The 17,817-nt window shown below is 58.5% G+C and carries 19 protein-coding genes and 2 pseudogenes; 11 read left to right on the top strand and 10 right to left on the bottom strand.

The window, feature by feature from the left end; genetic code table 11:
- Window positions 1-149: 149 nt before the first annotated feature.
- Window positions 150-287 (top strand): annotated as a pseudogene (locus AC1DOX_RS30405) (amino acid ABC transporter ATP-binding protein); the annotation flags it as partial.
- A 116-nt stretch (window positions 288-403) separates the two neighbouring features.
- On the opposite strand, the gene AC1DOX_RS30400 reads toward AC1DOX_RS30405, so the two are convergent.
- From AC1DOX_RS30400 to AC1DOX_RS30390, 3 genes are all read right to left on the bottom strand, one after another.
- Window positions 404-1,549: a CaiB/BaiF CoA transferase family protein gene (locus tag AC1DOX_RS30400; protein ID WP_441624539.1), complete on the bottom strand. Its 1,146-nt coding sequence runs from the start codon at window positions 1,547-1,549 to the stop codon at window positions 404-406.
- 46 nt (window positions 1,550-1,595) lie between these two features.
- Complete coding sequence (locus AC1DOX_RS30395; RefSeq protein WP_441624538.1) at window positions 1,596-2,387, bottom strand: enoyl-CoA hydratase/isomerase family protein; 792 nt, start codon at window positions 2,385-2,387, stop codon at window positions 1,596-1,598.
- A 62-nt stretch (window positions 2,388-2,449) separates the two neighbouring features.
- Window positions 2,450-3,430, bottom strand: coding sequence for a Bug family tripartite tricarboxylate transporter substrate binding protein (locus tag AC1DOX_RS30390; RefSeq protein ID WP_441624537.1), 981 nt, complete (start codon window positions 3,428-3,430; stop codon window positions 2,450-2,452).
- 344 nt (window positions 3,431-3,774) lie between these two features.
- On the opposite strand from AC1DOX_RS30390, the gene AC1DOX_RS30385 reads away from it, so the two are divergent.
- Window positions 3,775-4,641: a GntR family transcriptional regulator gene (locus AC1DOX_RS30385; protein ID WP_441624536.1), complete on the top strand. Its 867-nt coding sequence runs from the start codon at window positions 3,775-3,777 to the stop codon at window positions 4,639-4,641.
- 57 nt (window positions 4,642-4,698) lie between these two features.
- On the opposite strand, the gene AC1DOX_RS30380 is transcribed toward AC1DOX_RS30385, so the two are convergent.
- From AC1DOX_RS30380 to AC1DOX_RS30360, 5 genes are all read right to left on the bottom strand, one after another.
- Window positions 4,699-5,031: a putative quinol monooxygenase gene (locus AC1DOX_RS30380; protein WP_441624535.1), complete on the bottom strand. Its 333-nt coding sequence runs from the start codon at window positions 5,029-5,031 to the stop codon at window positions 4,699-4,701.
- Complete coding sequence (locus AC1DOX_RS30375) at window positions 5,028-6,017, bottom strand: Bug family tripartite tricarboxylate transporter substrate binding protein (protein WP_441624534.1); 990 nt, start codon at window positions 6,015-6,017, stop codon at window positions 5,028-5,030. The genes AC1DOX_RS30380 and AC1DOX_RS30375 overlap by 4 nt, the downstream gene beginning before the upstream one ends.
- A 98-nt stretch (window positions 6,018-6,115) precedes the next feature.
- Window positions 6,116-7,201, bottom strand: a complete 1,086-nt coding sequence (locus tag AC1DOX_RS30370; protein WP_441624533.1) for an isocitrate/isopropylmalate dehydrogenase family protein — start codon at window positions 7,199-7,201, stop codon at window positions 6,116-6,118.
- A gap of 7 nt (window positions 7,202-7,208) precedes the next feature.
- A complete protein-coding gene (locus AC1DOX_RS30365; RefSeq protein WP_441624532.1) occupies window positions 7,209-7,886 on the bottom strand; it encodes a GntR family transcriptional regulator in 678 nt (225 codons plus the stop codon).
- A 194-nt stretch (window positions 7,887-8,080) separates the two neighbouring features.
- Window positions 8,081-8,995: a LysR family transcriptional regulator gene (locus AC1DOX_RS30360; RefSeq protein ID WP_441624531.1), complete on the bottom strand. Its 915-nt coding sequence runs from the start codon at window positions 8,993-8,995 to the stop codon at window positions 8,081-8,083.
- Between the two features lie 136 nt (window positions 8,996-9,131).
- Between AC1DOX_RS30360 and AC1DOX_RS30355 the strand changes: the two genes are divergently transcribed.
- The 6 genes from AC1DOX_RS30355 to AC1DOX_RS30330 are packed head-to-tail and all read left to right on the top strand — an operon-like array spanning window position 9,132 to window position 14,802.
- Window positions 9,132-9,515: a VOC family protein gene (locus AC1DOX_RS30355; RefSeq protein ID WP_441624530.1), complete on the top strand. Its 384-nt coding sequence runs from the start codon at window positions 9,132-9,134 to the stop codon at window positions 9,513-9,515.
- Window positions 9,512-10,438, top strand: a complete 927-nt coding sequence (locus AC1DOX_RS30350) for an NAD(P)-dependent oxidoreductase (RefSeq protein WP_441624529.1) — start codon at window positions 9,512-9,514, stop codon at window positions 10,436-10,438. The genes AC1DOX_RS30355 and AC1DOX_RS30350 overlap by 4 nt, the downstream gene beginning before the upstream one ends.
- A gap of 1 nt (window position 10,439) precedes the next feature.
- Entirely contained in the window at window positions 10,440-12,134 is a 1,695-nt protein-coding gene (locus tag AC1DOX_RS30345; protein WP_477112679.1) for an IlvD/Edd family dehydratase, read from the top strand.
- Window positions 12,135-12,161: 27 nt separating this feature from the next.
- Window positions 12,162-13,502, top strand: a complete 1,341-nt coding sequence (locus AC1DOX_RS30340; protein WP_477101669.1) for an NAD(P)H-dependent oxidoreductase — start codon at window positions 12,162-12,164, stop codon at window positions 13,500-13,502.
- Between the two features lie 58 nt (window positions 13,503-13,560).
- The gene (locus AC1DOX_RS30335; RefSeq protein WP_441624613.1) at window positions 13,561-14,529 is read left to right on the top strand and encodes a Bug family tripartite tricarboxylate transporter substrate binding protein; all 969 of its coding nucleotides are present in this window, start codon (window positions 13,561-13,563) and stop codon (window positions 14,527-14,529) included.
- A 21-nt stretch (window positions 14,530-14,550) separates the two neighbouring features.
- Window positions 14,551-14,802, top strand: a complete 252-nt coding sequence (locus tag AC1DOX_RS30330) for a carboxylesterase family protein (RefSeq protein WP_441624614.1) — start codon at window positions 14,551-14,553, stop codon at window positions 14,800-14,802.
- Window positions 14,803-15,117: 315 nt separating this feature from the next.
- Here AC1DOX_RS30330 and AC1DOX_RS30325 read toward each other — a convergent pair whose 3' ends face one another.
- The gene (locus tag AC1DOX_RS30325; protein WP_441624618.1) at window positions 15,118-15,432 is read right to left on the bottom strand and encodes a PHA-granule associated protein 4; all 315 of its coding nucleotides are present in this window, start codon (window positions 15,430-15,432) and stop codon (window positions 15,118-15,120) included.
- Here AC1DOX_RS30325 and AC1DOX_RS30320 point away from each other — a divergent pair.
- Window positions 15,385-15,507 (top strand): annotated as a pseudogene (locus tag AC1DOX_RS30320) (IS30 family transposase); the annotation flags it as partial. The gene AC1DOX_RS30325 and the pseudogene AC1DOX_RS30320 sit on opposite strands and share 48 nt — an antisense overlap.
- Window positions 15,508-15,525: 18 nt before the next feature.
- On the opposite strand, the gene AC1DOX_RS30315 reads toward AC1DOX_RS30320, so the two are convergent.
- Window positions 15,526-16,272 (bottom strand): DNA/RNA non-specific endonuclease, encoded by a 747-nt coding sequence (locus AC1DOX_RS30315; RefSeq protein ID WP_477101670.1) that lies wholly within the window; start codon window positions 16,270-16,272, stop codon window positions 15,526-15,528.
- A gap of 183 nt (window positions 16,273-16,455) precedes the next feature.
- On the opposite strand from AC1DOX_RS30315, the gene AC1DOX_RS30310 reads away from it, so the two are divergent.
- The gene (locus tag AC1DOX_RS30310; protein WP_441624616.1) at window positions 16,456-16,779 is read left to right on the top strand and encodes an H-NS histone family protein; all 324 of its coding nucleotides are present in this window, start codon (window positions 16,456-16,458) and stop codon (window positions 16,777-16,779) included.
- Between the two features lie 203 nt (window positions 16,780-16,982).
- Window positions 16,983-17,411, top strand: a complete 429-nt coding sequence (locus AC1DOX_RS30305; RefSeq protein WP_441624617.1) for a GNAT family N-acetyltransferase — start codon at window positions 16,983-16,985, stop codon at window positions 17,409-17,411.
- Window positions 17,412-17,817: the final 406 nt, after the last annotated feature.

Here is a 17,817-nt window from a genome sequence, read left to right as displayed (position 1 = left end):
ACTGCCGCCCACAGCGACGGATGCTCGCTGCGTTGCTCTTGAACCAGGCGTACGGCTCTCTCTCGGACCTCGGGGGAAAACTTGGTTTGCTTGCTCATGGGCTCCATTCTCTCAAGAATTGGAGCCTCCACTAAACCCGGGGCGGTTCAAAGGTCAGCAACCGCGTCGTGTTTATTGACGTTGGTGGTCACATTTTAGAGGACTGTCGTAAGGAGGACTTTTTCGGCGACGTGAAGGCACGCAAGCCACGGACAAAGGATTTCCTTGACAAGATTCTCCAGCATTGACGGCTAATGCACGTCCGGCTCTCTTGACTTGCTGCAGTTGCCTTTGTCGCTGCACCATGGATGAGGGGAGTCGGATTGCTATAAAAAGAACGTAGCACGGTCGCGTAGGGTGTGGTCTAAATACTGCCTTTCCCCAGCGCCGTGGACTGGTCTGCCCCAAGCGGATTACACGGGCTCTGGCTCAAACGCTCGCAATCGAACTTCAGTGGGTTCGCAAGTAGCCTCAGGTCGTCCTTCCGCGGATGCGGGACCTGGTTAATCATGCCAACCTCTTCGACGAAGGGATTGTCCAGTGCCTGCTTCAGGTTCAGGACCGGGGCAATCGGTAGGACGCCGCGCAGGACGTTAAGCCAATGCTCTACGGGTTGCTTCTTGAACTCGTTATCGAGCGCCACGGTCAGGGCATCCCGGTTCGTAAGCCGGAGCGCCTGTGACTGGAAGCGTTCATCAGCGCGAAGGGTGGGGCTGCCGAGCACTTCAAGCAGCGAGTCCCAGAACCGGTCGGTCATGCACATGACGTAAATCCAGCCGTCAGCTGCCTGGAACGTTTGTACTGGCGTGACAGAAAGGTGAGCACCGCGGGGCACGCGGCCCGAGACGAAGCCTTCGTTCAGGTACCAGGTACCAGCGTAGCCCAACTGGTGCAGGGCGACATCGAACAGGCTGACATCCACATCGCCGCCGATTCCCGTCCTGTCAGAGCTACGCAGCTTGCCGAGCAGCCCCACCATACCGGTGATGCCGGTCATGTAGTCAATCACCGATGCACCAAAGCGCGTCGGGGCACCAGATGGGTCGCCGGTCAGGTCCATGAGGCCAGACTCGGCCTGCATCAAAAAGTCGTAACCCGGCCAGGCTTCCCGAGAGTTGTTGCGGCCGTATGCCGAGATATGCAGGCAGACGAGCTTGGGATTCAGATGCTTGAGGCTCTTGTAGTCGATGGAGAGCTTCTCGGGCTGGTCACCGCGCAGATTGTTAACCACTGCGTCGGCACCTGCTACGAGCTGCTCGAAGACTTGGCGGTCTTCTGCGGCCTTCATGTCCAGCACGACGCTGCGCTTGTTTGTGTTCCAACCCTGGAAGAACAAACTGTCGGCCTCGCCAAGATGGTATGGACCAATGTGACGCGAGGGGTCCCCGCCAATCGCCTTGTTCTCAATCTTGATGACCTCAGCACCCATATCGGCCAAGAACATCGAACCATAGGGGCCGGCAGCGAACTGCTCGAGCGAGAGAATACGGAGACCTTCCAGCGGCTTCATTTCTACTTCCTTCAACTAATACAAGGTGACACAGCAGGCGTTTGCTTCAAATGCCTTCGTAGTTCGGCGTTTCCTTCGCAAAGAACGCCCGTACGCCTTCGGCACACTCGGGCGAACTGAACGCCTTGTCACTGGCCGCGAACGAGGCTTCCATGACTTCGTGCACAGGGGCGTCGAAGGACATGTTGATGATGGATTTGGACAGGGCCAGTGCGTGGCGGGGGCGGCGGGTCAGCGTGGCGCAGAGCTCCTGGGCTGCTGCATAGGCCCGCCCCGCGGGAGCGACCCGGTTGATGAGACCCCAGGACAGCGCAGTCGCGGCGTCCAGCGGCTCACCCAGGAAAATCATTTCCTTGGCCCGCGCTGAACCGATACGGCGCGTGGCGCGAACGGTACCGCCGCTGCTCGGAAACACGCCGAGCTTGATTTCCGGCAGGGCAACCCGGCTGGTTGCCGACGCGACAATCAGGTCGCAACAGAGGGCGATTTCGAGGCCGCCGCCAAATGCAAGGCCTTCGACTGCCGCAACGGTCGGCTTCGGAAAGCTCTCCAGTTGAAAGAAGATGTCGTTCTGGCGCTGGAGCTTTTTCGGTACCACCTGGCCGGGCGACATGAGGTCGAGCTCAATGAACTCGCCAATGTCGGACCCAGCGCAGAATGCTTTCGTACCTGCGCCTCGCAGAATGACAGCGCGCACATCGTCGTTTTCCGCCAGTGTATCCAGGGTCTCACCCAATTGGCGGGACAGAGTCAGGGTCACAACGTTGACAGGTGGGTTGTCCAGAGTGATGGTGGCAACGCCGCTCTCGACGGAGCAAAAGACTTGCTGTGTTGTCATGCTCTTTGGCTTACAGATATGGAATAGAGGGGACATCCCCGGCAGCGCCGAAGGGCGGTCGCTCAGTTGACGGTCAAGTTGGTCTGCGCGACCAAGCTCTTGAAGTCGGCAATTTCCTTGGAGATGAGCGCCTTGAACTCTGCTTGGCTACTCGGACGGGGCTCGATGCCTTGTGCCAGCAGTTGCTTGCTGATGGCCGGGTCCTTGACGGCCTTGACGATGGCGGCGTTGAGCTTGTCGATGATGGGTTGCGGTGTGCCAGCAGGTGCCAGAACGCCAAACCAGGTACCGACGTCAATACCCTTTACGCCTGCCTCGGCAAGCGTGGGTACATCGGGCAGGGCGCTCGAACGCGTTGCGGTGGTTACGGCGAGGGCGCGAGTCTTACCCGACTTGATGTGGGGCAGCGCCGACGTGACCGTGTCGAACATGATGAGCACCTGGCCGCCTATCAGGTCGGATACGGCCGGAGCGCTACCGCGGTAGGGAATATGCGTGAGCGGAGCGCCGGTTTTCAGCTTGAACATCTCGCCAATCAAGTGGTGCGCGCTACCCGGGCCGGCGGAACCATAGTTGTACTTCTGCGGGTTGGCTTTGGCATCGGCAACCAGCTCTTGAATTGTCTTTGCCTTGACACTGCTGTTGACAACTACAACATTCGGCACGATGGCAGTCATGGCTATGGGGACCAAGTCGGTATCAAACTTGTAGGAGAGCTTGAGCACTGACTGGGCGATGGTGTGGTGGGCACTGCCGGCAAGCAGCGTATAGCCATCTGGGGCGGACTTCGCCGCCGCATCTGCGCCAAGGGTCGCAGAGGCGCCCGACTTGTTCTCGATGACGACGGGTTGTCCCAGCTCCTTGGTGAGCGTGGGTGAAATCAGGCGCATCAGGGTGTCAGTAGTGCCGCCTGCTGGGAACGGCACAATCATCTTGATGGGACGGTTGGGGTAGTTGGCTGCTGGGTCAGCGGCATGGGCTGGCGCAAGGCTGGCTACGGCATAGCCTAGGGCGCCAAGCGCGATGCGCAGGGAATTCGTCATTTATGTCTCCTGTTTTCTGGTGGTCGTTTTCGTGGCGAGGTCGAGTCGCGCCGGGAATGCACAAGCCCGCAAGCTTCATCCTGTCGCCAAATCTCTTCGCGTACCCCGTACCTATTTGTACGGCTGTACGGCTGTCCGCCTGTACGTACATTATGAGACGAGGCGCGCGATTGATATCAGGGTTTACCCGCGCAGCACTAGTGTGCGAGCACAGTATGTGACTTTTGGAGTCTTTATTTGGCAGCCGTGGGATGCGCACTGCATATCTATGCGAGCGCTGTGACGGCCGTAGAATGGAGTTCACAAGGCAGGCGCACCGACTATCGTGGCTGTCGTACGCGCAAGTGAGCGACAATACGCGCTTCTTTTTTGTGTGCCGCCGATTCGACGCAACGCCAGGCGAGATACGGCGCCTTCATTTACAGGACGTCATGCCGATGACAACGGAAGGAGTGGTGCCTGAGCGGTTGGTACGCGCCGCAGGACAGCAGCCGCTCTATTCGACGCTTGCAGATATGCTTGCCCGTGAAATTCAGGACGGCAAATATCCACCTGCGACCACTCTGCCCTCAGAGAAGGAACTGACAGAACGTTACGGCGTTAGCCGGCAAACGGTTCGCTTCGCCCTGCGAATGCTGCGCGACCGCGGGTTGATTTCGTCGCATCCGGGGATTGGCACCATCGTCCGTGAGCCTATCCAATCGCAAGGCAAGTTTAAGGCGCTAAATTCTGCTGAGGACCTGCTTCAGTTCGTCGGTGACACAGAGATGCACGCCTTGTCGACGCGCGAAGTAATTGTCGATGAGCGCCTGGGTGAGCTGCTCGAATGCAATCCAGGTCTCCTTCTTTCAGAAGCCACGTTTGTACGGAAGACCCTGGGTGCGGAGCTTCCAATGAGCTATCTGAAAATCTACGTGCCAGCACGCTATGCTGCGGCTCAAGAAAGGCCCGCCATATCTAACACGCCGGTCTATCAGACTATTGAGAAGCTGTTCAATATACGGGTGTGCGAGATACGCCAAGATGTTACAGCTACAGTCCTGGACGAAGAGCTTGCTGCAATCCTGGTTGCGCCTGTTGGTGAGCCCGCGCTGCAGATGACACGCTTCTACTACGACGCCAATCAGTCCTTGGTCCAGGTGACGGTGAGCTACTACCCCCGCAGCCGATACACGCAATCCGCAAGATTCCGCATCTCCGATGAAGCGTGAACATGTCACAGGGGATTGGACCTCGCCGGACATTGCTGGCAGGCAAGCGTCTGGTAACTAGACTGCTTGGTCTGCCAAGGACTCGAGGCGCTCGAAGACTCGGACCACTTTGGAAATCGTGTACGGCTCGGTTTGCTGATTGAATGCAAGAAAGTGAGCCGTTTCCAAGTGCTGTCGGAACGCCGCCTCGTCGTTGTACACCTCATAAAGAAGGAATCGAGTGGCGTCATCCGGCGCCCGACAGACCTCGAACACCTGGCAGCCAGGTTCGAGCGCCAGCGAGGACGAGGCGTTTTCCAGCATGAGTGGAAGGAACTCATCCACTCGCTCTGGCTTGATGGCCAGGTCGACAACTACGACAAACGGTAGCTTCGTTGACGAGCTGCTCATTCCAGCTCCAAGTTAACCTTCTTGGCCAGCGCGGTGAAACGTTGCACTTCCCCATGAATTTGCTGGCCCATTTGCTCTGACGTGCTTCCTACGGGTTCAGCGCCGGCCTTCAGAAGTTGCTCGCGCATTTCAGGAATTGCAAGCATGCGGGCAGTTTCTTTCTGGAGCTGCGCAACTATTTCCTTCGGCGTGCCCGCCGGTGCCATGAGACCAAACCAGGTGGCAACGTCGAATCCCGTTAGACCAGATTCAGAAAGCGACGGAACATCGGGCAGCGCGACCGACCGTTTTGCGGAAGTCACGGCAAGCGCTCGTACCTTTCCAGATGTGATGTAAGGCAAGCAGGATGACGCGGTATCGAACATCGCCTGAATCTGTCCGCCCATCAGGTCAGTGAGGGCCGGTGCGCTTCCTTTGTACGGCACGTGCAGCAGCTTGGTTCCCGCCATGTCATTGAACTGCTCGCCGATAAGGTGGTGGGCTGTTCCATTGCCCGTGCTTCCGTACGACAGCTTCCCTGGCTGGGACTTTGCGAGCGCGATGAACTCCTTCACGTTCTTTACCGGTAGCGATGCCGGCACAATCAGCACGTTGGGAACGTCTGCGATGATGCCGACGGGTATTAAGTCCTTTTCAAGGTCGTAGCTGCGCTTTTTGTACACCGCTTGCGCGATTGAATGATGTACGGCGGCCAAAAGAAGTGTGTACCCATCCGGCTGCGATTTGGCGACATAGTCTGCGCCCAGCCGAAGGCCGGCACCAGGCTTGTTCTCGATGACAACAGGTTGTCCCCATGTCCCCTGCATACGGTTTCCGACTGCACGCGCAAGGAAGTCTGTCGTCCCCCCGGGCGGCGAGGGGACGACAATCTTGATTGGGCGAGCGGGATAGCTCTGTGCAAACGCGGGTAGCGCCGGCATGCTTAGGCATGCAGCGGCTACCGGCAGCGCAATGAACTGCCGGCGCGACATACGAATGTCGGTCATTTTGCTATTCCTCAATGATGCACCGGTAGGTGCGTTGTCTCCTGAGCGAGGAGGGGACGCCCGGGTATATGTTTTGTGTTGGGCGTTCCGTTATAGCTTTACAGGTTGCGAAGAACCGCGTTGGCGATGTCAGACGTGTTACTCGAACCACCGAAGTCGAACGGCAATACTTCCTTTTTGGCGAACGATGTTTGCAGTGCAGACTCGATGGCACGAGCGCCATCGGCAAGTGCCGAGTCGTCATGACGAACAGCAAGCCAGTCAAGCATCATTGCAGCAGAGAGAATCATTGCGCTCGGATTGGCGATGCCGCGACCGGCGATATCCGGCGCAGTACCATGCGCGGGTTGGAAGACCGCATGGTCATCACCAATGTCCGCCGACGGCGCCATGCCCATTCCGCCAACCAAGGCCGCAATGAGGTCGGAAAGGATGTCGCCGAACATGTTCTCGGTGACCAGCACGTCGTATTGCCACGGCTTCATGACCAGGTTAAGCGCCATGGCATCGACGTAAGCGTTCTCGGTGGTAATGGTCGGAAAGTCCTTGGCGCGCTGCTCGAAGATTTGACGCCAGTAGGCCATGGACGTGAATACGTTTGCCTTGTCGACATTAGTCACATGCCCGCGCTGTCCGGCGGCCTTTCGTTGCTCTGCAAGCCGGAGCGCGAAGTCACACACGCGGGCAGTGCCCTTGTGGGTAATCTTCATCGTGTCCAGCGCGTACGAGTCATTGCCCGAACCTTCGATGGTTCCGCGACCCCGCGCATAGAAGAGGCCTTCAGTGCTTTCACGTACAAGGACCAGGTCAATTTCGGCTGCACGAGGGTCGCGCAGTGGAACGGGTAGGCCTTGCCACGTCTTGATAGGACGGACACCCGCATACAGGTCTAGCGCGAAGCGGATGTCGAGTTGAGGAATTACCTCGGTCCCGTCCTTTGCCCGCACATGAGGCAGTCCCATTGCGCCGAACAGGATGGCGTGAGCCTTTCTACAAGCATCAAGCGTCGAATCGGGTAGCGCATTGCCGGTCTCGGAATAGAGCTGTGCGCCGGCAGGATGCACAGTCATTGTGAACTTGCGGCCGATGCGCGGCTCAAGTGCGCGGAGAACTTCCATGGCGGCGTTCATCACTTCAACGCCAATACCATCACCAGGCAAAACAGCGATGTCGTAGGTAGTCACTTGTGCCTCACATATGTGCGAGCTTGAATCGCTCGAAGATTGCCAACAGCTCCCGACTCGCGCGCTCTCGATGCGCACGGTTCTCGCGCGCGGCGCCTTCGGCGTCGCCGTCGAGCAAGCGCGCTAATAGGGCGCGATGCTCACGAGTCGAGATCACAGGTTTCGGGCGCAAGCGAAGGGAAAACATGCGCGCCCTGTGAGCCCGGTCCCAATGCTTCATGACTGCTTCTGCTAGCAGCTTGTTGTCAGCAAGCTCGAGCAGTGCAACGTGGAACTCCTCGTCGGCAGTCGCCCACGCATCAAGCTCGTCATTCTCGAGCGCGCGTTCCATCTCATCCGTAGCGACGGTCAGCGGCGCGAGTTCATTGGCAGAGGGCTTCTTGCGAGCGACGAGCTCCGCGGCCATGCACTCCAAGGCAGTTAAGACCTCGTAGATTTCCCGCATGTCGGTGGGTGAAACCGGCAGTACGAGCATGCCGTGGCGGGGAATCAGGTCAATGAGCCGTTCGGCATGAAGCCGCACCAGTGCTTCATGTACCGGGGTGCGGCTCATTCCCAGAGCGAGAGCGACTTCCTGCTCGAGCGCTCTGTATCCGGGTGGCCACTCGTTATCGAGGATTCGTTGGCGAATCTTTTCGTATGCCGCGTCTGCAAGCGACGCAACTGGCAATGGTTTGGCGTTCATCTTCAAAGCGAGGCTAAGAGCTTCGCGGCTATGCATGCATTAACGTATACTTTAATGCATACATTGATTCGCGCGAGATAGGGGAAACCCTCTGGCGAGAAAGCAGAGCACAGGAAGGGAGCTGAAGTTAGGGAAGAGTCATACGCCAAGAGGCGAACGGCGGCTCGCCGCCCCCGCCGGTCATACGGCGGAACTCAATCTGGCGACTTGCCCAGATGCTCAACAAGAAGTGCGGCGGAGCCTGACAACGCTCGGGCGGCGCTGGTGGCGATGAGGAGCTGTCGTTCCGCCCAGGCATCTATGAGACGAACCGCTTTCAAGCCCATAGGCTCAAGCTTCCGAAAGCATGCGCCGAGCGGCAAAACACCTATGCCAAGATTCGAAGCAATCATCTCCGACATGGCGTCGAAGCTTCGAACCTGGACTCGAAGCCTCAAGGGAAATCCGATGTCATGGGCGGCACTGGAGATGGTGTTCAGCAATGAGCTGCCACGGTTCAGACCCACGAAGTCATATGAGAGGCAGCTTCGAAAGTCGACTTCATCGACTTTCGCTAGGGGATGAGTTTTCGAGCAAAGGACAACCAGCCGGTCGGTCTGATAGGGCAATACATTCAGTCCATGGGTCGGCGGGCCTTCGACGAAAATTCCAACGTCGGCCATCCCTTCCACCAATGCCCGCACGATGTCACCACTAAGCTGCTCCTCCACTTCGACACGCGTTTCAGGGTAGAGATGAAGGAAGCTTTCCAACGCCGAGGGAAGAAACTCGACCAGGGCTGACATGTTCGCCCACAGCCGGACGTGCCCTCGTGAGCCGCTCGAGTACTCGCTCAGTTCATTGCTGAAGAGTTCGAATCCTTGAAAAAGCCGCATCGCATGTTGCAGAGCGACGTGCCCGGCTGGCGTCAACCTAACCCCATGCACCGTCCGCTCCATAAGGACAGCCTTAGCGGCTGCCTCGAAATCGGACATTCGGCGACTTGCGGCCGAAAGCGCCAAGTTACATCGCTCCGCCCCCTTTGTGATGCTCCCGGTTTGCGCGACCGCGCAGAAGAGACGCAATGTGACGAAATCGACGCGAGCGGGGTTGATTAGGTCCTGTGACATGACTGCATCTTAGCAACCTTACGCTCCTGATGCCTTCGCAAAATGCGAAGGATGTATGCGGATTTAGGAATTCCTTCCCGTCTTTGTGCGGGACTACATTCCATTCATTCGCGGAAATGCAAGAAGGAGACGACCCGTGATTCACCACTTGGACCATCTTGTCCTTACCACCAACAACGAAGAGGCATGTGTCGGCTTCTACGTAGGGCTGCTGGGGATGACGCTCGAAACATTCGGTGAAGGCCGCAAGGCATTCAAGTTCGGCGAACAGAAAATCAACCTCCATGTAAAGGGGAAGGAATTCGAGCCGAAGGCTCACCTCCCCGTCCCTGGCGCGCTGGACCTGTGCTTCATCGCTTCTATTCCGCTCGACGACGTAATCAGCAAGCTGAATGCGCGCGGCGCGACCATCATCGAAGGACCCGTTGCTCGTACGGGTGCGAACTATCGTATCCGCTCCATCTACCTGCGCGACCCGGACTTGAACCTGATTGAAATCTCCGAGAGGGCCGACGCATGAGCGCAGTAAATTCCGACCGTACCATCGTTGGCTTCGTCGGCCTTGGGCAGATGGGCAAGCCGATGGCGTTGAATCTTGTCCACCCTGACACCGACCTCCACGTCACGTCGAAGGTCCAGGACGCCTATCCGGAACTGCAGGCCGCTGGCGCGACGACGGCCGACGACTTGGCTGGTATGGCCGACGCCCATATTGTGTTTCTGAGTCTGCCAGGCACCGCAGCCGTACTCGACGTGTTATTTGGTGAGAGCGGCTTGGCATCGCAGCTTCGCCCCGGCTCCATCGTTGTTGACACCAGCACCATGGAGCATGGCGCGACGATGGATATCCATGCGCGTCTCGCCGCGGCCAGTATCGAGTTTCTGGACGCCCCGGTATCGGGTATGCAGTCCCGCGCGGAGGCGGGCACGTTGACCGTCATGTGCGGTGGCTCGGAAAAGACGTTTGAGACGGTGAAGCCGTGGTTCGAACGTATGGGCAACAACATCCTTTACATGGGCGAAGCAGGAAGCGGGCAACTGACGAAGCTCGTCAATCAATTGCTCTTCGACATCAACTGCGCTGCGCTCGCAGAAATACTGCCCATGTCCCGTCGCATGGGTCTCGACCCCGAGAAGATTGCTTCCGTCATAAATAGCGGAACCGGACGCAGCTACGCATCGGAGTTCTTCCTGCCGCGCATCCTGGCTCGCCATTTCAGCGATGGGTATCCGCTCAAAGCTGCTTACAAGGACTTGGTCAGCGCCGCGGAACTTGGCGCTCGTCATTGCATCCCCATGCCGGTCCTCGCCGCAGCCACGGCGACATATCAGATGAGCCTGCTGGCCGGCCACGGTACCAGCGACAAAGGCGCAATGACCCGATTCTTTGAAGACATGCTAGCCGTGCAGTTCAGCGCCGCAGCACCCCACACGGAGAAGTAACATGGCTGAACCACTAGGCCTCGACAACGGACTCACCAACTACGGTGACCGCGACTTTGCACGTTACCTGCGCCGCTCGATGGCGCATTCGATGGGCATCTCCGGAGAACTGCTCTCCCGTCCGATTGTTGGCATCGCAGCCTCTCCGAGCGATTTCAACAATTGCCACCGCTATATGCCGCAGCTTGTTGAAGCGGTCTCCCGCGGCGTGCTTGCCGCTGGTGGTCTGCCGCGCATGTTCCCAACGGTGTCGCTGGGTGAGGTATTTCTCAATCCGACCAGCATGGTTTACCGCAACCTCATGTCGATGGACGTCGAGGAAATGGTACGGGCACAACCAATGGATGCGGTGGTGCTGATTGGCGGCTGCGACAAAACTGTTCCGGCTCAACTGATGGGTGCGGCCTCCGCCAACCGCCCGGCCATCCAGCTAGTGACTGGGCCAATGTCCACTGGCCGCCATAAGGGCGAGCGTCTCGGCGCTTGTACGGACTGCCGCCGCTTCTGGGGTAAGTTCCGCGCGGGCGAAATCGACCAGTGCGAAATTCAAACCGTGGAAACGCGGCTGGCGACGACCGCAGGCACCTGCGCCGTCATGGGAACCGCTAGCACGATGGCATGTATTGCTGAAGCACTCGGCATGTCGCTGCCTGGCACCGCCGCCATTCCTGCGGTCGATTCGCAGCGTCTGGTCGCGGCCGAGGAGAGCGGCAAGGCCGCAGTACGCCTTGCACACTCGCCCATCCTGCCGTCCCAAATCATGACGGAGCAGTCGGTCGAAAACGCTTTCCGTGTCCTGATGGCCCTGGGCGGGTCGACCAACGCCATCATTCACCTGACGGCCATCGCCGGCCGACTCGGCATTCGCATCAGCTCGCAGCGATTGAACGAGATTTCGGACGAAACACCCGTACTCGTCGACCTCAAGCCGGTAGGCGAGGGATATATGGAGGATTTCCATGCCGCAGGGGGCATGGGAGCTGTGCTACGGGAGCTGCGTCCTCTTCTGAATCTCGACTGCCTAACGATTGACGGCCGCACGCTGCGCGAGCGACTCGATGAACCGGCCGGTTGGGTCGACCGCAAGGTAATTCGTACCTTCGACAATCCCGTTAGCAAGGTAGGTGGCCTGATTGCGCTGCACGGCAGCCTAGCTCCGGACGGGGCAATCTTTAAACGTGCAGCAGCCACACCGTCCCTCTTTGAGAAGGAGGGTCGTGCGGTGGTGTTCGAAGGACTGGAAGACCTGGCGGCACGCATCGATTCGCCCGACCTCGATGTCACTGCTGATGACATCCTCGTGATGAAGAATGCCGGCCCTCTGGCTGCCGGTATGCCGGAAGCTGGTTACCTGCCCATTCCTTCGAAGCTGGCGAAGGCCGGCGTTAAGGACATGGTCCGCATCTCGGATGCACGTATGAGCGGCACGGCGTACGGAACCATCGTGCTGCACGTCTCGCCAGAAGCCGCAGCCGGCGGTCCGCTTGAAGCCGTACGCAATGGCGACCGAATTCGCTTGTCCGTGGAGAGTAAGTCCATCGATTTGCTGGTGGAACCGGACGAAATTGAACGCCGCCTAGCCGAGCGTAAGCCGCTGCCTCAAAAGCGTGGTGGATACCAGGAGCTGTACCAGCGCACCGTGCTGCAGGCTCCTGATGGCTGTGACCTCGACTTCCTCGCCCAGCCTCGTGGCTGACGCTGTTTCAACCTTACCTGATTGACCATGAACTTCTATCCTCAACTGCTCGCTCGTGCCGAGCAGGGTAAGCCCGTGCGTGTCGGCCTCATTGGCGCAGGCAAATTCGGCTCTATGTACCTAGCGCAGGTACCTCGTACCCCTGGCGTTCACATGGTCGGCATTGCTGACCTAGTGCCGGCAAGTGCCCATGCCAGTCTCGAACGTGTGGGTTGGGAAGCCGGCCGCGCCCAGGCAGCGTCGCTGGACGATGCAGTTCGCACTGGGTCCACCCACGTCGGCGACGATTGGCAGGCGCTTGTCGCTCACCCTGGCGTCGACATCATCATCGAATGCACCGGCAATCCTATTGCTGCTGTTGACCACTGCCTGGCCGCGTTCAAGCACGGCAAGCACGTTATCAACGTGACGGTGGAAGCCGACGCATTTTGCGGCCCGTTGCTGGCACATCGCGCCCGGGAAGCCGGCGTGGTGTACTCGCTGGCCTACGGTGACCAACCTGGGCTTGCTTGCGAACTCGTTGATTGGGCTCGTACATGCGGCTTTCCGATTATCGCGGCAGGCCGTGGTCACAAGTGGCTGCCGAAATTCCGGGAGTCGACGCCCGATACCGTGTGGGACCACTGGGGCGTAACGGCCGAGCAAGCCCGCATCGGCGGCATGAACCCGAAGATGTTCAACGCCTTCCTCGATGGCTCGAAGCCCGCCATCGAGAGCACTGCAATCGCTAACGCGACGGGTCTCCAGGTGCAGGCCGAAGGCATCACCTTTGCGCCGGCATCTGTGGAGAAGATTCCGACCGTAATGCGGCTCAAGTCCGATGGTGGTGTCCTTTCCGCCAAGGGCGTGGTCGATGTGGTGTCGTCGCTCAACGCGGACGGCACGTCCGTCGGCTACGACATCCGCAAGGGTGTGTGGGTTTGCGTCGAGGCGCCGACGGAATACATCCGACGCTGCTTTAAGGAGTACCAGGTTTTCACGGACCCCGATGGCCGCTGCATGGTGCAGTACAAGAAGTGGCACCTCATTGGCCTGGAACTTGGCATCTCCGTAGCGAGCGTCGGTCTGCGTCGCGAACCGACCGGAGTTGCTCAGCATTTCAACGCCGACGTCGTTGCAACAGCGAAGCGGGACCTGAAGGCGGGGGAAATGCTCGACGGCGAGGGGGGCTACACGGTCTTCGGCAAGCTGTTCCCGGCGAAAGAGTCGCTCCGCGTCGGCAGCCTGCCGTTGGGGCTGGCTCACAACCTGAAGCTGCGTCGCGATGTGCGCAAGGACCAGTCTCTGACCTGGGAAGACGTGGTGATTGACACCGAACAACCAGCATATCGCGTGCGCAAAGAAATGGAAGCTCTGTTCCAGAAGTAACGGGCCGCCACCGCCGGGATGGTGCTCATCCCGGCAAATAGATAACTAGGAGACAGGAATGAACAGGAGCATGAAAGCCGCGGTGACGGCGCTCGCTCTGGCGGCGGCATTTCCGACGCTCGCCGCAGACGCTTATCCGAACAAGCCAATCACGATGATTGTCCCAAGCGCACCCGCTGGGTCGACTGACATCGTTGCGCGACTCATTGGTGAACAGCTAGCCAAGGACTTGGGGCAACCCATCATTATTGAGAACCGTCCTGGTGCGAGCGGGAACATCGGAACGGAGGCGGTGGCGCGCGCCAAGCCGGATGGCTACACGTTCCTCATGCAGTACTCGGGATATCACGTTGGCAACCCAGCTCTGTTCCCTCAGGCACGCTGGAAGCCAAAAGACTTTACTTCCGTGGCTCTGGTGATGCGCGCTCCCCATGTGGTGGCAGTGAGCGGAAAGATTCCGGCGCAGAACCTCAAAGACTTGATTGCGTTTGGCAAGAAGGACAACCGAGGATTGTTTTTCGCTTCCTCAGGCAACGGTTCAATCCAGCATATCGCCGGGGTCATGTTTGGGAAGCAGGCGCAGGTGTCGGTGACACATGTACCGTACAAAGGGGCCGGTCCCGTTGTAAGCGACTTGATTGGCGGCCAGGTCGACATGTTCGTGACGACACCTCCATCGGTGATTGGGCAAGTGAAAGCTGGAAAAATCAAAGCACTGGCTTACACCGGGCCGAAGCGTCACCCTTCGATGCCAGACGTCCCAACCTCCGCTGAAGCTGGCTTGCCGGGCTACGACGTCGAATCCTGGTTCGCCGTGTTTGCACCGACAGGAACGCCGCCCAGCATCGTCAACAGGCTTTCGGCCTCCATCAAGAAGATTGTCGATAGCCCAGACTATCGCAAGAAAATCGAAGAGCAGGGCGGATTCGCCGCCTACATGGACCCGCCCGCCCTAGAAAAGTTTGTGTCCCAGGAACTTGCGACCTGGGCGAAGGTAATCAAGGAAGGAAACATCACGGCCGAATAACAACGAGCTGAGGAGGCAACGATGAAGGTGGCCCAACTGGTTGCAGCAGTGGTGGCGGGCGCTTTTGTGATATCTGCGTCAGCGGCCTCGGCGCTTGCGGTAGTGAAGACCGAGAACGGGGAGGTCTCCGGAACTGGCGATAGCGTAATGAACTATCGCGGTATTCCATATGCAGCCTCACCTGAAGGAAAGCTGTGGTGGAAACTTCCTCAACCTGCCCATCCATGGGCGCGCGATGCTCTCCGCGGTGCGCGCATCTCGCGCTTTGCTTAATCGTGATGTTGAATGCCAAAGAATCCTCTCTATCGCACGAACGAATTTGACGACTTTGAGTGGGAGGTGGTTGGTACCTAGGAGCTGCCGAGCTCCCCAGCGGGCGCGCGTATTCCAAAGTCACCGCGATACAGCGTTGCGGAGAAGGCGATTTTGGCTTCAGGTTTGAGTTGAGGGCAGCCAGGTAGGCAAGCGAGGGATTTTATCGGCGAGGAACGCCCACAGCCCGTTGCGCAAATGGGGGTGCTTCCAGTACATGCAGAGTACATGCAGCATGTGGTCTACTGCGAGGCGGACATACCTGGGAGCTACAAGCTACTCCGCCCACACCTCATCCACGTCCCGCATCAGATGCCCCGCGAGAATGTAGTCCCCAAGACAGCTTGCCTTCGCTTCCAAAGCCGCCAGGTCATTTTCTGTCAGCCTGTCGAAATTAAACTGGCAGTACAGGTTTCGCTGGCGGAACGTCACTTTCGGGCGCTTGAGGCCGGCAATCAGTGCTGCCCGCGAATTGACCGCTATGCTTTCGTGACCGCGATACTCGACGCGTATCCCAACCTTGTCGCCAAGGCGGCCGAGCTCGATGGCTATTCGCAAGCCAAGCTCAATGCCGTAGCGAGGCGGCTCAATGAGCGCCCCCGAAAAACACTAGACTTCGATACACCGGCTGAACGATTCCATCAATCCGTTGCGTTGACCGGTTGAATCCTCAAGGGCGAGGCGTCATTCCGCCAAGGGGACGCCGGGAAGGAACTCCACGCCAGTTCGCTTCACAAGTTCGCGGTAGCTGATGGGACGTCCGGCGCGTGCGGAATCAGAGTTTTCAATCCAGTGTGCCCAAGCTCGATGGGTTGTTGAGTCATACACCAGTTTGAAGAGGTATTGCGGCACCCATACCTGGTCTTGGCCGATTGTGATGGGTGCTGCGGACCCAAACACTGGTCCCGTAATGACGTACACATCCCCCGAGGCGCGCCGGACGTACTTTCGCGTTGCCTTCTCGATGCCCGCCCAGCTCTTTCGATTGTTCTGCGGCGCCTGGGGCACCATGTTGGCCAGCGAGAAGCTCTGCGCCATTGCCGTGGCATTGGGCATATCCCCCGCTGGTGCCATGTGGCCTCGGTCGTAGCCGGAGCTCTTATAGTCATCGAGCTCAGCGCGTTCTGCCCGAGGCAATCGAGCATCAGCGAAGAAGCGGTTGGTCCGCTCCTCGTCCTGGGCGTCAGCGATTTGCTCTGCATTCAGCCGCTCAGCTACATAGACCGGCGTCTTCGTCGTGCCGGAGTGCAACGCGGCGAATGCTTCAAAACACAAGGCGCGTGGCTTAAGGCTTTGTCCGTTCCGGAGCTGCGGGACAGCGCCTTGTGCAAAGAACTGCGGGCAACGGTCAAAATCCGTTGCTGCTTGAACCGGAGCGATGACGCTAAAGCAAATGGCGGCGGCTGCGGCCAGCCGTGAAACAAGATGCATTGATTCCTTCCTTTGGCTGTCTATCCCTTCCTGATTGCGACGAAGGGGCCGGAAGCATAGCACTCACAAAGGGATTATTCAGAGGTACCTAATCTCTCACGAAGAGGTTCGACTCGCAAAGTCAGTGAAAACTCAGAAGCGTGCTGTACGATGGAGTCACCAACAAGGAAGAGGATATTTTAAATGGCGACTTACAAACAGCTCATCGCGGAAAGGCAAGCTCTCGAAGCCCAGCTCGCTGAAGTTCGCGCAAGCGAAGTCGCGGGTGTCATCGAGAAAATCCAGAAGCTGATGGCAGAATATGAGCTCACCGTCGATGACATTGCCACGAAGCGTCACCGTGGACGACCGGCTGGCGCCGGCAGGGTCAAGCCTGCGACGAAGGCAAAGTCCGAATTGCCGCCAAAATATATGGACCCGAAGACCGGCGCCACTTGGTCAGGCCGAGGTCGTGCGCCGGCTTGGCTTGGAAAACACCGGGCGAAGTTTCTGATTCCAGAGGCATGAGCCAGTACTCAGGCATAGGGTCACGTTCGATGCCGCTGCGTGAGTGCAAGGCGGCGTCTGACTGTAGCCTTGGTCGACGGACACGAACTAGGCTTTTCCTGATGTTCCACCAAGTAGCTGAGGTGATAGGCTAAAACCGCATTGCTCAGGAATCCGGATTCTGAACCCCGATTTGTGCGTGATATAGGGAGGCACTGAAGACGATGAGTGGTCTGCTGATTCGGGAGGCGGGAGCGAGTGAGTGGCAGGCGATTGCGGACGTGCTCGATAGTTGTGGACTGCCGAGCGACATCAGTGGAGAACCATCAAAGTTCTTTCATATTGCGCTGCTGAATGAACAGGTCGTGGGTTGTGCCTGCGCTGAGCAATAYGGGGAGACAGTTGTCGTACGGTCCGTCGGGGTACTGCAGCAGTTTCGGGGTCACTATATTGCGACCAACCTAGTTGGCAGTGTTCTGGCGCGCGCACGCGCGCAATGTTGTACCAAGGCAGTGCTCATTACTGCCGGATGGTTTGGTATGTCGGGGCACTGCGACGTTCCGCTGGTGGAGCTTGAGTCCATTCCAGAAGCGCTATTGCTGTCAGAAGCATTGCTGCGAAAATTTCGACGTCGGATTAAGCTCAATGTTTGACCCAAACACGCTGGGCCAGGAACTCCCAACGGTATCTCGAGGCCATGTTTAACCATGGCATGCAAGTGCACTTGTAAAGTGGTTGACTCAACCGATGGCGCCGAGATGTTGCAAGCGGCAAGGGAGCCGCCGGGAGGTGCCCGCTACCGTCGCCGGGGATTGGGGGCAGGAACGACCGACGACGTCCAACTAGCTGTCAGAGGGTGCCAAAGCGCGACTGCTGCCTTAGACGGGGTGTTTATGCGGATTCTCTGGTCCATTTCACTTGGCTTCATCGCCGTATGCTGCGGGTGCGCTTCGACGGAGTCCGTCAAGGAATCGAAAGAAGAAGGCGTGCACAGGGTCTACCAGGCGCCTTATGCAACTGTCTACGATGCAACGCTCGCGGCAGCGAAGGCGAAGAAAC

It is taken from the genome of Cupriavidus sp. 01L415, assembly GCF_056400065.1.
The sequence above is the reverse complement of the archived record's forward strand: the minus strand, read 5'-3'. Positions and strand labels throughout refer to the sequence as shown.